Origin of the sequence: Agrobacterium genomosp. 13 str. CFBP 6927, from assembly GCA_900012615.1 — a bacterium.
In the GTDB taxonomy this organism is placed as follows: Bacteria; Pseudomonadota; Alphaproteobacteria; order Rhizobiales; family Rhizobiaceae; genus Agrobacterium.
The window spans coordinates 1648542-1661301 of sequence record LT009757.1; the positions used below are offsets into that span (position 1 = coordinate 1648542).

Genomic DNA, 12760 nt, shown 5'->3' on the forward strand with positions numbered 1-12760 from the left:
GTGGCGTCAGTAAACCTCACCGATATCGAAAAACGCTTCGGGTCCTTCGTTGCCTTGCCCAAGCTCAATCTGTCCATCGCCGACGGCGAGTTTCTGGTGCTGCTGGGACCATCTGGCTGCGGCAAGACGACGACGATGCGCATTGTGGCCGGACTGGAAGAGGCGAGCGCGGGCGAATTGCGGATCGGAGACAAGGTCGTCAACAACATGTTGCCCAAGGACCGCGACGTGGCGATGGTCTTTCAGAACTACGGTCTCTATCCGCATATGACGGTGGCAGGCAACATCGCCTATCCGCTCAAGGTGCGTGGCGTTCCCAAGACGGAGCGGGAACGTCAGGTTCAGGCTGCAGCCGAGAAGGTCGAGCTTGGGCCGCTTCTCGGGCGCAAGCCCCGTGAGCTGTCGGGCGGCCAGCGTCAGCGCGTGGCGCTGGCGCGCGCCATCGTGCGCACGCCCAAAGTGTTCCTGATGGACGAACCGCTCTCCAATCTCGATGCGAAACTGCGGGTCACCATGCGCGCGGAAATCAAGCATCTGCAGCATCAGCTTGGCGTGACAACCATCTACGTCACGCACGACCAGATCGAAGCCATGACATTGGCTGATCGGGTTGCCGTCATGAACAAGGGCGTCATTCAGCAACTTGCGCCACCGGAAGAAATATACGACCGGCCCGCAAACCTGTTCGTCGCCGGTTTTATCGGCTCGCCCCCGATGAATCTCATTTCCGGCGAGACCACCGATGGCGTCTTCTGTTCGGACGCCCTTTCTCTTGGCCGGCAGCAGCTGCCTGGAAAGGGCAAAATGGTTCTCGGTATCCGCCCCGAAGACATGTCGGTCGCCGAGGGCACGACCGGCGATCTCACCGGCAGCATCTATGCCATCGAGCTCACCGGCGAATCCAACTACATCACCGTCCAGCTGGGCAAGGACCGGATCATCGTAAGAGCGCCGCGGTCATGGCGCGGAAAACCGGGGGATACGGTCGCGATCGAGTTGAACGCATCCCGTCTGCACCTCTTTGACGCTGCCACGGGAGAACGCATTGACTTGCCCTCCATGGAGCACTCGCTTGGGGCAAATATCAGCCGTCCGCAATTGCAGGGGTAACGACCCTTTCAAATTGCGCTGGATGATAGCAGAACCTATTGAATACGTATGCATTTGCCGGTAACTACTTGTAGCGGTGCTACTGGAAGGGAAGGCGATTGAAGTTTCCGAGCAGCATTGCGTTTTCGCATGCTGAAACGCCAAGGAAAGAAACACATGACAGTCACCTATCTCAAGCGCGGAAAGCCAGAGGCGCAACGGTCTGAAGACGATGCGAAGGTTCGTACGATCGTGGAGTCGACGCTGAAGGACATCGAGACGCGTGGCGACGCTGCCGTGCGCGCGCTTTCGGAGAAATTCGACAAATTTTCACCGCCATCATTCAAGCTCAGCCCGTCCGAGATTGAGGCAGCAATGTCCAGGGTCTCGGCGCGCGATATGGCCGATATCGATTTTGCCCAGGCGCAGATCCGCCGTTTCGCACAGGCCCAACGCGCCTCGATGACCGATATCGAGGTGGAAACGCTGCCTGGTGTGATCCTTGGTCACCGCAACATTCCGGTTCAGTCGGTTGGCTGCTATGTGCCCGGCGGCAAGTTTCCGATGGTCGCCTCTGCCCATATGTCGGTGCTGACGGCGTCCGTTGCAGGCGTTCCGCGCATCGTCGCATCCGCTCCGCCGCAAAAGGGCGAGCCGCATCCGGCGATCGTTGCGGCCATGCACAAGGCCGGCGCCCACGAGATTTACGTGCTGGGCGGCATGCAGGCCGTTGGCGCAATGGCTCTGGGCACGGAGACGATTAAGCCTGTCGATATGCTGGTCGGTCCCGGCAACGCCTTCGTAGCCGAGGCCAAACGCCAGCTTTATGGCCGCGTCGGCATCGATCTCTTTGCGGGTCCAACCGAGACGATGGTGATTGCCGATGAGACGGTGGATGCCGAGATGTGCGCCACCGACCTGATCGGCCAGGCGGAACATGGCTATAATTCGCCATCCGTCCTCTTGACCAATTCCGAGAGGCTGGCAAGGCAGACGCTGGCCGAAGTCGAGCGCCTGCTGGCGATCATTCCAACCACGGAAACAGCAAGCGCCTCCTGGCGCGACTACGGCGAGGTCATCGTCTGCGACACCTATGAGGAGATGCTGGCAGTTGCCAACGATATCGCCTCCGAACACGTTCAGGTGATGACCGACCGTGACGATTGGTTCCTGGAGAACATGCACTCCTACGGTGCGCTGTTCCTCGGCCCGCGAACCAATGTTGCCAATGGCGACAAGGTGATCGGCACCAACCATACGCTGCCGACCAGGAAGGCCGGCCGGTATACCGGCGGTCTCTGGGTCGGCAAGTTTCTGAAGACGCACTCCTACCAGAGGGTGTTGACTGACGAGGCCGCGGCCGAAGTGGGTGCCTATTGCTCGCGTCTCTGCCTGCTGGAAGGCTTCGTCGGCCATGCCGAGCAGGCCAATGTCCGGGTTCGCCGTTATGGTGGCCGCAATATTCCTTACGGAGAGGCGGCCGCCTGATGCAGATCCCCCGCACGCCCTCCTTTCGCCTTGCCGGCAAACGCGCTCTCGTCGCCGGTGCATCGTCCGGCATCGGCTTCGGCTGCGCGGTCGCGTTGGCAGAGGCGGGCGCGCATGTGGTGCTTGCCGCCAGATCGGCGGAAAAACTCGATGAGGTGGTGGAGGCTATCCGGTCCGAAGGTTTATCGGCTGAAGCAATGGTGATGGATATTGCCGATGTCGAGGCGACGCAGGCTCAGGTTGATGACCAAGGACCGTTCCAGGTGCTCGTCAACAGCGCGGGTATCGCCCGACATGGGCCGGCGCTTGAAACGACCCCTGTTGACTTCGATGCCGTCTTCTCTTTGAACGTGCGCGGCGCCTATTTCCTGACCCGCGCGGTGGCCAGAGGGCTGATTGACGCCGGCCAGCCGGGTTCCCTGATCAATATTTCCTCTCAGATGGCCCATGTCGGCGGCATCGACCGGGCGGTTTACAGCGCCACGAAACATGCCGTCGAGGGGTTTACGAAGTCGATGGCGATCGAATGGGGCTCGAAAGGCATCCGGGTCAATACGATCTGCCCGACTTTCATCGAGACGCCGCTGACCGAGCAAACCTTTTCTCAACCGGAACGGGTTCAGTGGATAAAGGAGAAAATCAAGCTTGGCCGCATCGGTCGTGTTGAAGACATTATGGCCGCGGTCACCTATCTTGCCGGCGACGCGGCGGCGATGGTGACAGGAACCGCGCTGATGGTCGATGGGGGTTGGACGGCAGACTGATGGCAAACGATAAGATCACTTCGAACGATGTTGCGCGCCTGGCGGGCGTAAGCCAATCGGCAGTCTCACGGTACTTCACGCCGGGCACCTCGGTTTCCAAGAAGACATCCGAGAAGATCAGGGATGCAGCCGAACAGCTCGGTTACCGGCCGAACGTTCTCGCCCGCTCGCTGATTACCGGGCGCAGCCGCATCATCGGTCTCGTCGTCGCCTATCTGGAAAACTACTTCTACCCGGAGGTTGTCGAGCGGCTGTCGAAAGCGCTTCAGGATCAGGGTTACCATGTTCTGGTCTTCATCTCCTCGATCGCCTCCGAAAATGTCGACCAGATCACCCAGGAAATTCTGGACTATCAGGTGGATGGCATCGTTCTGGCATCGGCGAACATGTCGTCCGAACTTGCGGCGCGCTGCCATGCCTCTGGCGTGCCGATCGTACTGTTCAACCGGTCGCAGGATGATATGCGGCTCTCGGCCGTCACTTCGGACAACCGCGCCGGCGGGCGCCAACTGGCCGATCTGTTCGTGTCGCTTGGTCACACGCGTTGCGGCTATATCGCTGGCTTTGAAGGCGCCTCGACGCAGCGTGACCGCGAACAGGGTTTTCGGGAAGGGCTGGAAGCGGCGGGGCTCACGCTCTTTGCCCGTGAAGTCGGCAATTTCCGTTATGAAGAGGCGCAGGCGGCGGCGCGGCGGATGTTCGCCGGGCCGGATCGCCCCGATGCCGTCTTCGTCTGCAACGACCACATGGCATTTGCCGTGATGGACGTGCTGCGCTTTGAATTGAAGTTGAGCATTCCCGGCGACGTTTCGGTCGTCGGCTTCGACGATGTGCCGCCGGCGCGCTGGCCGGCATACAATCTCACGACCATCCGCCAGAATGTCGACGACATGGTCGGCGAGACGGTTGCGACGCTGATGCAGAGCATCAAGCAGGGCGATGGTGCCGCGCGCCGTGTCGTCCTTGATGGTGCCCTGGTCCTGCGTGGCTCGACCCTCCAAACAGCTCCTACAGAAGTGAGACGCTAAGCCTCCCCATCCCGGAAGGGATGGAGAAGCACTGACCGCAACCCATTTTGCATACGTATGAAAGGCTGAAAAATGCAGATCTCCCAGGAAGAAATGGAAAGACGGATCGTTCGTTATGGCGATTTGAAGCCATGCCGCACTGCCTTCATCGACGCCCATACACCGGGCTCGAACAGCAAGGAGAACTTCACGATCATCGGTGGTGGCGTCTCGGAAAGTGCTGATCAGCACGTTCACATCAAGGACACCCCCGGCTTCAATATCGGGGCCGCAGGGCAGCCGCCCAAATGCCGCAACTCGCTGCATTCGCACCGCACCGCAGAGGTGTTCTTCGTCCTCAAGGGGCGTTGGCGCTTCTTTTGGGGCCGCTGGGGCAATGCCGGTGAAGTGGTGCTTGAGGAAGGAGATATCTTCAATATCCCGACCGGCATCTTCCGCGGTTTCGAAAATATCGGAACCGACTATGGGATGATCATGGCGATCCTTGGTGGCGACGATGCGGGCGGTGGCGTGATCTGGGCACCGCAGGTTATCGAGGATGCCAGGGACCACGGGCTGGTTCTTGGCGAAAACGGTAAGCTCTATGACAGCAAAAAGGGCCACACGCTGCCCGATGGTATCAAGCCGATGCCGCTGCTGACGGACGAGGAACTGAAGGGCTTCCCCGAAACGCCAGTCACCGACGTGGTGCGTGACTATGTCGCCCGTTACTGGGACCTGATGGCGCTCGCCCAGAAGGCTCCGGCCAAGGTGATCGGTGAAAATGCATTGCTGCGGGACAAGCCGGGCTTTGAGGTCGAGCTTCTGACGCGCGGGTCCATTCCGGAAGCCGCCTATGTCAACGAGCGCCATGAGGTGCTGATGGTCATGCGTGGCCACTGGAAGCTTGTCTGGGACGGTGGCACCGCCGTGCTGGCGCCGGGCGATACCTGCGCCGTTCCCCCGGGCCTGAAACACAGCCTCGTGCCTTCGATGACCGGCGAGGCCAGTCTTTATCGCGTCGTTGCCACTGGCGAAAAAGCAGGCCTTACCTGGCGCGGCTGAAATTGGATGCAAAGCGGCGGCATACCTGCCGCCGCGGTTCCAGACAAAAGCAGGTATCGGACGAGACGTCTGATTTAACCTGATGCATCGGAGGATGACACTTGGACGACACTCTCCTGGCCCTGCTGCGCAAGGTCGATACACCAACCGTCTGCAATGCGATCGAGGTGGCGCAGGGCAAACGCGGGTTCAATGCATTCACCCGAGGTACGGTGATCTCTTCGGCCCCCGCGGCTGCGCCCGCCGTCGGTTATGCCCGCACGGCGAAGATCGCTGCGGCTGTTCCTTCAAGCGAAGATCCCGCCACTATCAAGGCCCGGCGCCGGGACTATTACCGGCACATGGCAGGTGGCGATGCGCCGTCCATAGCCGTCGTCGAGGACCTGGACTTCCCCCATTGCGTCGGCGCCTTCTGGGGCGAGATCAATGCAACGGTACACCGGGGACTGGGTCTATCCGGGGTGCTGACCAATGGCGTCATGCGTGATCTCGGCGATGTTCCGGACGACTTTCCGATGATTGCCGGTTCGGTCGGCCCAAGTCATGCTTTCGTCCGTGTCGAGGCAATCGGCACGCCCGTCACGGTCTTCGGAATGACAGTTGCGCCGGGCGATCTCGTCCATGCGGATCGTCATGGAGCCGTCGTCATCCCGCCCGACATCATCCCCGTCCTCGCTGCTGCGATTGATAAGCTGCAGGCGACGGAGCGGCTTATTCTGGAACCCGCTCGGCGGAAAGATTTCGATCTTGCGAAATTCGAAGAGGCCTGGGCCTCATTCGAGGCCGCGCGCACTTGACCGGACAAAACGGCGGGGGACTTGCGTTGGAGAAAGGTCCGAAACACGCAGCAGATGGGCAGCCTCCGCTCCTGCTTCTTCCCGGAACCGCCTGCGACCGGCGCATCTTCCAGCCCCTGATCGATCGGTTAGGAGATTATCCCGTTATTATCGGCGACATGACGGGTGGCCGGACGATGCCGGATATTGCCCGAAGTGTGCTTGCGGCGGCGCCACCCGTGTTCCTGCTCGCTGGATTTTCGCTCGGAGGCATCTGCGCGCTCGAGATGGTGGCGCAGATGCCTCATCGCGTGGCAAAACTGGCCCTGATCGATTCCACGGCGCGACCAGACTTACCCGCAAACGCGGAAATTCGGCGTCGGGCAGTCGAGCGGGCAAGAACAATGGGCATGGACACGTTCATACTCGACGGGTGGGAACGGCTCGTCGCTCCGGCTAACGTCGGCGATGTTGGTCTGCGTGAAGAAATTGTGGCGATGGCGCGTGACTGTGGGCCGGACAATCTTGAAACGCAGGCGGAAGCCGCCATTCACCGCGCAGACAGCAGGCCGAGGCTGGCTGCAATCGGCATGCCAACGCTGGTGCTGGCCGGCGAGCATGAGCAGATATGCCCGATCGAGGCGCAGTATGAAATAGCGAACGGTATTGCGGGCGCGAATCTGCAATTGATCGCCAATGCCGGTCATTTTGCTCCGCTTGAAAATGCCGAGGCGGTGGCGTTGCATATCGATCGTTGGCTGAACGGCGCATAGGGCCGCCAAGCCGAGAAGCCATGGTGCATCAACATTACGCTGCCGGTAGCCGGCGTCGCACGATTGCAACGTGGAAGCCTGCTCCGCCTGAAAGCGCGGCATCGTTGAAGTCATATGCCGGATTGTGCAACGGTGCGGAGCCCTCACCATTTCCGATAAAGGCAAAGCAACCTGGCACATGGCTGAGGAACTGCGCGAAATCCTCCGACGCCGTGATCGGCGCGCTGGCAATGGTTGCCGCCTCACCGAACACGCTACGCGCTGCGGCGAGGGCCTCCGCGGCAAGATTTGCATCATTGACCAACGATATGAATTCCCGCCTGTAATCGACCTCCACCGAAACATTGTGAGCGAGCGCCGTGCCTTCGGCAATGATGCGCATCTGCTGTTCGATCGCGGTGCTGATCTCCGGCCTGAAGCTGCGGGCATCGCCGAGAATCCGGGCAAGACCCGGCAATGCATTCCGTATCCCATCGGTAATCAATTCCGTAACGGAGACCACTGCCACTTCCGTTGGATCGAGGCGGCGGGATACGATGGTTTGCAGGTTTGTGACGAGGGCGCAGGCCGCAACCAGCGTTTCATTGCCAGCCTGTGGCTGCGAAGCGTGGCCGCCAATCCCCCTCAGCGTGATCTCGAAGACATCCTCGGCCGACATCATTGCCCCGCCACGTGTTCGGAAGTCGCCAACCGGCAGGCCGGGCATATTGTGAAGACCATAAATCTCGTCGAATGGAAACCGCTCGATCAAACCATCATTAAGCATGGCAAGTGCGCCTTTCCCCCATTCTTCGGCCGGCTGAAAAATGAAACGAACGGTCCCGTCGAAACCGCCATCCTCTGCCAGCAGTTTGGCTGCGCCCAGAAGCATTGAGGTATGTCCGTCATGGCCGCAGGCATGCATGACGCCAGCATTTGTTGATCTGTAGGTGAGGGAACCCTGTTCCTCAATCCGCAATGCGTCCATGTCGGCCCGCAAGGCGATGGAGCGGTCGCCAGTACCGCGTTTCAGCGTGCCGACAACACCCGTGCCACCCACGCCTTCGGCAACCTCGTCCAGTCCGAATTCGCGCAGCTTCGCCGCCACGAATGTCGCGGTACGTTGCTCTTCAAAACCAAATTCCGGGTGCCGGTGAAGATCATGCCTCCACGCCGTCATCTCTTGCTGCAGCGTCAGCCACTCGACCATCAGAACCTCTCCCCGGCATGTTCGCGCTTTTGTGCGGCAACATCGTCGGCAGAAGTGCCGACGAGCGCGTGATACAGCTTCGGATCAGTAGCCCCCTCCGTGTTGATGAGGAAAACCCGCGCATCGGAGCCAAGGCCAGTTTGTTCACGCAGTTCGGCGCTGGAAGCGACCTTGATCAGACCTGCCAGGCCCGCGCCACCGCTTTCGCCGGCTACAATCACGGGGTCCGCGCCAGGCGGTTCCGCCAGGCGCTTCATGACGGCAATCGCGTCGTCATCCTCAACCGTCATAAAGGCATCTGCGGTGCGGGAGAGAACCCGCCATGCAACGAGAGACGGCTCGTAACATTCGAGCATGGCCATGACGGTCGCCTTATCGTCGGGAACTCTGACAATCCGGCCGGCCTTTGCGCTTTCAAAGAGACAGGCCGCCCGGGATGGCTCGACAACCGTGAAAAACGGGCGGTCTTTTCCAAAGAGGATAGAAAGCTGGCCGGCGATGGCCGCCGCGATGCCACCAACGCCAGCCTGCACGAAGACATGTGTCGGCGGTTCCGGCAACTCGCGCAGGGCTTCCGCCAAAAGGGCTGTGTAGCCCTGCATGACAAGGCCGGGAATCCGCTCATAGCCTGGCCAGGACGTGTCGGAGACCGTGATCCAGCCCCGTTCTTCGGCTACCCGCGAAGCCTCTGCAACAGAATCGTCATAGTTTCCTTTGACCCGAATGATCTCCGCGCCAAAGCGAGCGATCGCTACGATACGTTCGTTGCTCACACCGGCATGGACGAAGATTGCACATTTTGCACCAACCAGTTCCGCACCCTGCGCGACAGAACGGCCGTGATTTCCATCCGTGGCACAGGCAACGGTAACCTTTCGGGCCACGGCCTTCACCTCGGATGCGTGCAATTCCGTCACGTCCACCTTCCTGCCGAACTGCCGTGATGCCTCTTCGAGTACGAGACGTATGACGGCATAGGAGCCACCGAGCGCCTTGAAGCTTCCAAGCCCGAGGCGATGGCCCTCATCCTTGATGTGGATGGCGGCGACACCGAGTTGATGTGCGAGCACCGGCAGGGCGACAATCGGTGTGGGCTTATGGCCGTAGCGATGCGCCAGAAACCGTTCCGCCTCCTGCGTGGCCTCAATGCTCAATATCGCAGTATCTGCGCCATCGAGCGCGGCCCCATGGTCGGCATGCAGATTTTTAATGAGCATATTGTCCCGTTCTCTTTGCTGGACTGACTGTTGCGGTTGAATAATATTGCAAGCGGGGCGGAAAATTCGCTCTACTTCATTGGTGTGCGTGCAGTTTTGCATCGAAAGTGACCAGTAAAATGAGCGAAAATTCACAGGCCTCTGTTGTCCCTCTCGACAAGCTGGATCGGGCTATCCTCGACATTCTGCAGCGCGACAACAAAACGCCGCAGAGAAGGATCGCCGAAATGGTGAATTTATCCGCGCCTGCGGTGCAAAGACGAATAAAGAGAATGGAGGATTCAGGCGTCATTCAGGCCAATATCGCCGTGCTCGACCCTGCAAGGATTGGTCAGTCCATCACATTGTTTGTTCAGGTTGAAATGGAGAGCGAACGTGTGGATCTCTATGAAGGGGCGCGGCGATCTTTTGCGAACGCTCCGGAGGTTCAGCAATGTTATTATGTCACGGGAGAGGCCGATTTCATCCTCATCGTGACCGTCAAGACCATGAGCGACTACGAGGCGCTGACTCGCCGCCTGTTTTTCGAAAACAACAATGTCAAGCATTTCCGAACCTTTGTTGCGATGGACAGGGTCAAGGTCGGCATGTCCATCGCGATTTGACCGCTGGAATGGGGCGGCTGGCGCAGGCGGTTCCCTTATGTTTGCGCGGCCGTTCGTGGCTCTGCCTCAGCCACCTTGGCCGTCGCACCACCCGGCAGGAGGACAGGGATCGCGATTGCACAGAGTGCCGTCACCGCGGCGAGCCACCAGCAAAGTGTGGAAAACGCGGCCTGGTAGGCATCTTGCAAGACGCCATCGCCTATGCGGGATGATATTGCCGCCGCGCCCGCCAGATCGCCGACTGTCAGACGTTGGCCTGCGTCGTTCAAAAGAGCCGCAGACAGCGGTACCAGCCCGCTGAGGGATGCCGAGATCAATGTCGATAATGCCGCGCTGACGATTGAAAGCGCAATGCCTTCGCCGGCAACCCGAACGGTGCTGAATATGCCTGTCGCCATTCCGGCACGCTCCACAGGAACGACGCTGATGGACAAGCCGTCCATCAGGCCCCAGGGCAGGCCTGCCCCTATGCCGATGACAAGCATGGGGAGTGCAATCATGCCGCCATCTTGTGCCGTGAAGCCGGCAAGCCAGACGAGGCCGGCGGCAGCGATCAGCAGGCCGGTGCCGCAGATGAGGCCCGGTGAAACATGGCGCGCCAGCATTGTTGCGATGATGGGAACCACAAGCATGGGAGCCGATAGTCCCAGCATGATGAATCCCGCTCCAATCGCTCCATGTTGTTCGATGCCGATCAGCCGTAGCGGGATGATAACCAGTAGAACGACAAAGCAGGCGCAGGTGGCTATCGGCAAAAGCTGTACACCCACGAAACGCGGATAGCGGAACAGTGACAGATCCAGCATCGGCCGCGCTGTCCGCATTTCAATCACGACGAAGGCTGCGAGCGACATCGCAAATCCCAGGCCGAAAGCGACCATGCCAACCGGCCCGAGAACAGGCAGCTTGATCATTGTGACGGTGAAAAGGGTCAGTGTGAGGGTAAAGCTCGCGGCACCCGGCCAGTCGAGTTTCGCCGCGCCGGGGTCTTTGGTCTCGCGCATCCGTGGCGGACCGAGGATCAAGGCGATAAGGCCGATCAGGCCGCCGGCGAGGAATATTACCCGCCATCCGACTGTCTCTATCATCAAGCCCGTCAGCAGCGGACCTGATGCAAGGCCGACACCGAAGGTCGTTCCAAGCAGTCCAAATGCGCGTGTTCTGGCATGGCCGTCGAATTCCTGCGCAAGCGCCGCCGTTCCGCCAGCAAGCGCGGCAGCGGCGCCCATGCCCTGACCGGCACGCAGCAGATCGATGATCCAGACCGAGGGCGCCAACCCAAGGGCGAAGGAAAACCCGACAAAAAGCGCAAGGCCAACCAAAAACACGCGCCTTCTGCCATAACGATCTGCCAGGGCGCCCGCCGCCATCAGGAGGCTTCCGAAAGCAAGCATGAAGGCATTGGTGATCCAGGTGAGGGATTCCGGTGAGCCGCCAAGATCCTGTCCGATCGCCGGCGTCGCAACCGCGCCGGCGGAGAAGTTCAAGGGAAGCGTCAGGGCGGCAAGACATACCGCCGCCAGTACCGAATTCCGGCTGGCGGATGGTCTGTGAGTGGCGTCGTTCATGAAAACTCCAATGGTGAGGACTACCGGCGCGACGATCAGGTCGCATGTCAGGCGGTATTTTCATCGAACGGCATGAATTCGATAATCGGCCTCGTAGACCTTTCATTATGGACAAAAATTCTCTAATCACGGGTTATGGATAAGCTGAGTGAGATCGATGCCTTTGTCCGCGTTGCCGAAAGGCTGAATTTTGCCAAGGCCGGGCAAAGCCTTGGACTGTCACCTTCTGCGGTCGGGAAAAGTGTAGCGCGCCTGGAATCATCGTTGGGCGTGCGGCTGTTCAACCGCACCACACGGCAGGTCTCGCTGACCAATGAAGGCGCGATGCTCTTCGAGCGGTACCGCGCGATACTGACTGATCTGCGCGACGCACATGAGGCTGTCACGGATAATTTGGCCCTGCCGCGGGGTAGCCTGCGCGTGACGCTTCCAACGATCGGCTACCGTTTTCTGCTTCCCATCGTGCCCGAATTTCGTCGACGTTATCCCGATGTCGATCTGGAGCTCGATTTCAACGACAGGCGTGTCGATCTGATCGAAGGCGGCTTCGATGTGGCAATCCGCAGCGGCGAGCTCGACGATTCAAGTCTCGTGGCCCGGCGTCTGGGACCGTTCCGGTTCATTCTCTGTGCATCTCCGGCCTATTTCCAGCGAATGGGTACACCCCGGCACCCCAGCCAATTACCAGGCCATGATGCATTGCGTTTCCGTTTCCCCACCTCGGGCAAGTTTCAGGAGTGGTTGCTGGAAAGCGGCGACAATCCCTTGTCGAACATGCGAATTGCTCTCACTTGCGGTAATATGGAGGCAATTCGGGCGGCGGCAATTGACGGGTTGGGGCTCGCCTATATGCCCGAATTCCTGGCGACGGATGCCATCCGGGACGGCTTGCTCAAGACCGTCCTGAACGAATACCTTGCCGCCCCGGGCCAGTTTTCGATCGTCTGGCCGTCGGCTCGTTTCATCGCGCCGCGGCTGCGCGCCTTCATTGATTTTGCAGTCGAAAAGCTGTTTGTCGAAGCCTGAGCGAAAAACGCCGCAGGGAAGAAGCCTCTAGGCCTGTACCAACGCTTCACGCATTTTGCGGTGCCGCAAATTGTCGCCGGTTACGTCTCCCAGGTAACACTTCATTTAGTGCTTTTGTGAAATCTAAAATACGCAGGTTCCAAGGTTTCATCGGTGGAGCCGGTAGAACAAGTGGACCCATCTCGGAAAGCCC

12 protein-coding genes are annotated in these 12760 nt (G+C 59.8%); 9 read left to right on the plus strand and 3 right to left on the minus strand.

Going from position 1 to position 12760, the window contains the following annotated elements; genetic code table 11:
* The 7 genes from AGR13A_RS21820 to AGR13A_RS21850 all read left to right on the plus strand — a co-directional run bounded on the left by AGR13A_RS21820 (window position 1) and on the right by AGR13A_RS21850 (window position 6962).
* Window positions 1-1110 carry an ABC transporter ATP-binding protein gene (locus AGR13A_RS21820; protein WP_080839447.1) on the plus strand — a complete coding sequence of 370 codons (1110 nt, stop codon included), beginning with the start codon at window positions 1-3 and terminating at the stop codon, window positions 1108-1110.
* A 156-nt stretch (window positions 1111-1266) separates the two neighbouring features.
* Complete coding sequence (gene hisD / locus AGR13A_RS21825; protein WP_080839449.1) at window positions 1267-2577, plus strand: histidinol dehydrogenase; 1311 nt, start codon at window positions 1267-1269, stop codon at window positions 2575-2577.
* Entirely contained in the window at window positions 2577-3341 is a 765-nt protein-coding gene (locus tag AGR13A_RS21830; protein WP_080839451.1) for an SDR family NAD(P)-dependent oxidoreductase, read from the plus strand. The genes hisD and AGR13A_RS21830 overlap by 1 nt, the downstream gene beginning before the upstream one ends.
* Window positions 3341-4369: a LacI family DNA-binding transcriptional regulator gene (locus AGR13A_RS21835; RefSeq protein WP_080839453.1), complete on the plus strand. Its 1029-nt coding sequence runs from the start codon at window positions 3341-3343 to the stop codon at window positions 4367-4369. The genes AGR13A_RS21830 and AGR13A_RS21835 overlap by 1 nt, the downstream gene beginning before the upstream one ends.
* A 72-nt stretch (window positions 4370-4441) precedes the next feature.
* Window positions 4442-5413, plus strand: a complete 972-nt coding sequence (locus tag AGR13A_RS21840; RefSeq protein ID WP_080839456.1) for a cupin domain-containing protein — start codon at window positions 4442-4444, stop codon at window positions 5411-5413.
* A gap of 101 nt (window positions 5414-5514) precedes the next feature.
* A complete protein-coding gene (locus tag AGR13A_RS21845; protein WP_080839458.1) occupies window positions 5515-6210 on the plus strand; it encodes an RraA family protein in 696 nt (231 codons plus the stop codon).
* Between the two features lie 26 nt (window positions 6211-6236).
* Window positions 6237-6962 carry an alpha/beta fold hydrolase gene (locus AGR13A_RS21850; RefSeq protein ID WP_080839460.1) on the plus strand — a complete coding sequence of 242 codons (726 nt, stop codon included), beginning with the start codon at window positions 6237-6239 and terminating at the stop codon, window positions 6960-6962.
* A 34-nt stretch (window positions 6963-6996) separates the two neighbouring features.
* Here AGR13A_RS21850 and AGR13A_RS21855 read toward each other — a convergent pair whose 3' ends face one another.
* Together AGR13A_RS21855 and AGR13A_RS21860 are read right to left on the minus strand one after the other, a co-directional pair.
* Window positions 6997-8151: a M20 aminoacylase family protein gene (locus AGR13A_RS21855; RefSeq protein WP_139786113.1), complete on the minus strand. Its 1155-nt coding sequence runs from the start codon at window positions 8149-8151 to the stop codon at window positions 6997-6999.
* The gene (locus tag AGR13A_RS21860) at window positions 8151-9368 is read right to left on the minus strand and encodes a diaminopropionate ammonia-lyase (RefSeq protein WP_080839465.1); all 1218 of its coding nucleotides are present in this window, start codon (window positions 9366-9368) and stop codon (window positions 8151-8153) included. Before AGR13A_RS21860 ends, AGR13A_RS21855 begins: the two co-directional genes overlap by 1 nt.
* A 119-nt stretch (window positions 9369-9487) precedes the next feature.
* Between AGR13A_RS21860 and AGR13A_RS21865 the strand changes: the two genes are divergently transcribed.
* Window positions 9488-9973, plus strand: coding sequence for an Lrp/AsnC family transcriptional regulator (locus AGR13A_RS21865; RefSeq protein WP_080839467.1), 486 nt, complete (start codon window positions 9488-9490; stop codon window positions 9971-9973).
* A gap of 35 nt (window positions 9974-10008) precedes the next feature.
* Here AGR13A_RS21865 and AGR13A_RS21870 read toward each other — a convergent pair whose 3' ends face one another.
* Window positions 10009-11541, minus strand: a complete 1533-nt coding sequence (locus AGR13A_RS21870) for an MFS transporter (RefSeq protein WP_308400321.1) — start codon at window positions 11539-11541, stop codon at window positions 10009-10011.
* Window positions 11542-11676: 135 nt separating this feature from the next.
* Between AGR13A_RS21870 and AGR13A_RS21875 the strand changes: the two genes are divergently transcribed.
* Complete coding sequence (locus tag AGR13A_RS21875; protein ID WP_080839469.1) at window positions 11677-12567, plus strand: LysR substrate-binding domain-containing protein; 891 nt, start codon at window positions 11677-11679, stop codon at window positions 12565-12567.
* Window positions 12568-12760: the final 193 nt, after the last annotated feature.

Excerpts from the sequence above, each read along its gene's own strand:
- AGR13A_RS21865 (WP_080839467.1), top strand. The coding sequence starts at position 9,488 with ATGAGCGAAAATTCACAGGCCTCTGTTGTCCCTCTCGACAAGCTGGAT.
- AGR13A_RS21840 (WP_080839456.1), top strand. The coding sequence starts at position 4,442 with ATGCAGATCTCCCAGGAAGAAATGGAAAGACGGATCGTTCGTTATGGC.
- AGR13A_RS21860 (WP_080839465.1), bottom strand. The coding sequence starts at position 9,368 with ATGCTCATTAAAAATCTGCATGCCGACCATGGGGCCGCGCTCGATGGC.
- AGR13A_RS21875 (WP_080839469.1), top strand. The coding sequence starts at position 11,677 with ATGGATAAGCTGAGTGAGATCGATGCCTTTGTCCGCGTTGCCGAAAGG.
- hisD (WP_080839449.1), top strand. The coding sequence starts at position 1,267 with ATGACAGTCACCTATCTCAAGCGCGGAAAGCCAGAGGCGCAACGGTCT.
- AGR13A_RS21855 (WP_139786113.1), bottom strand. The coding sequence starts at position 8,151 with ATGGTCGAGTGGCTGACGCTGCAGCAAGAGATGACGGCGTGGAGGCAT.
- AGR13A_RS21830 (WP_080839451.1), top strand. The coding sequence starts at position 2,577 with ATGCAGATCCCCCGCACGCCCTCCTTTCGCCTTGCCGGCAAACGCGCT.
- AGR13A_RS21835 (WP_080839453.1), top strand. The coding sequence starts at position 3,341 with ATGGCAAACGATAAGATCACTTCGAACGATGTTGCGCGCCTGGCGGGC.
- AGR13A_RS21870 (WP_308400321.1), bottom strand. The coding sequence starts at position 11,541 with ATGAACGACGCCACTCACAGACCATCCGCCAGCCGGAATTCGGTACTG.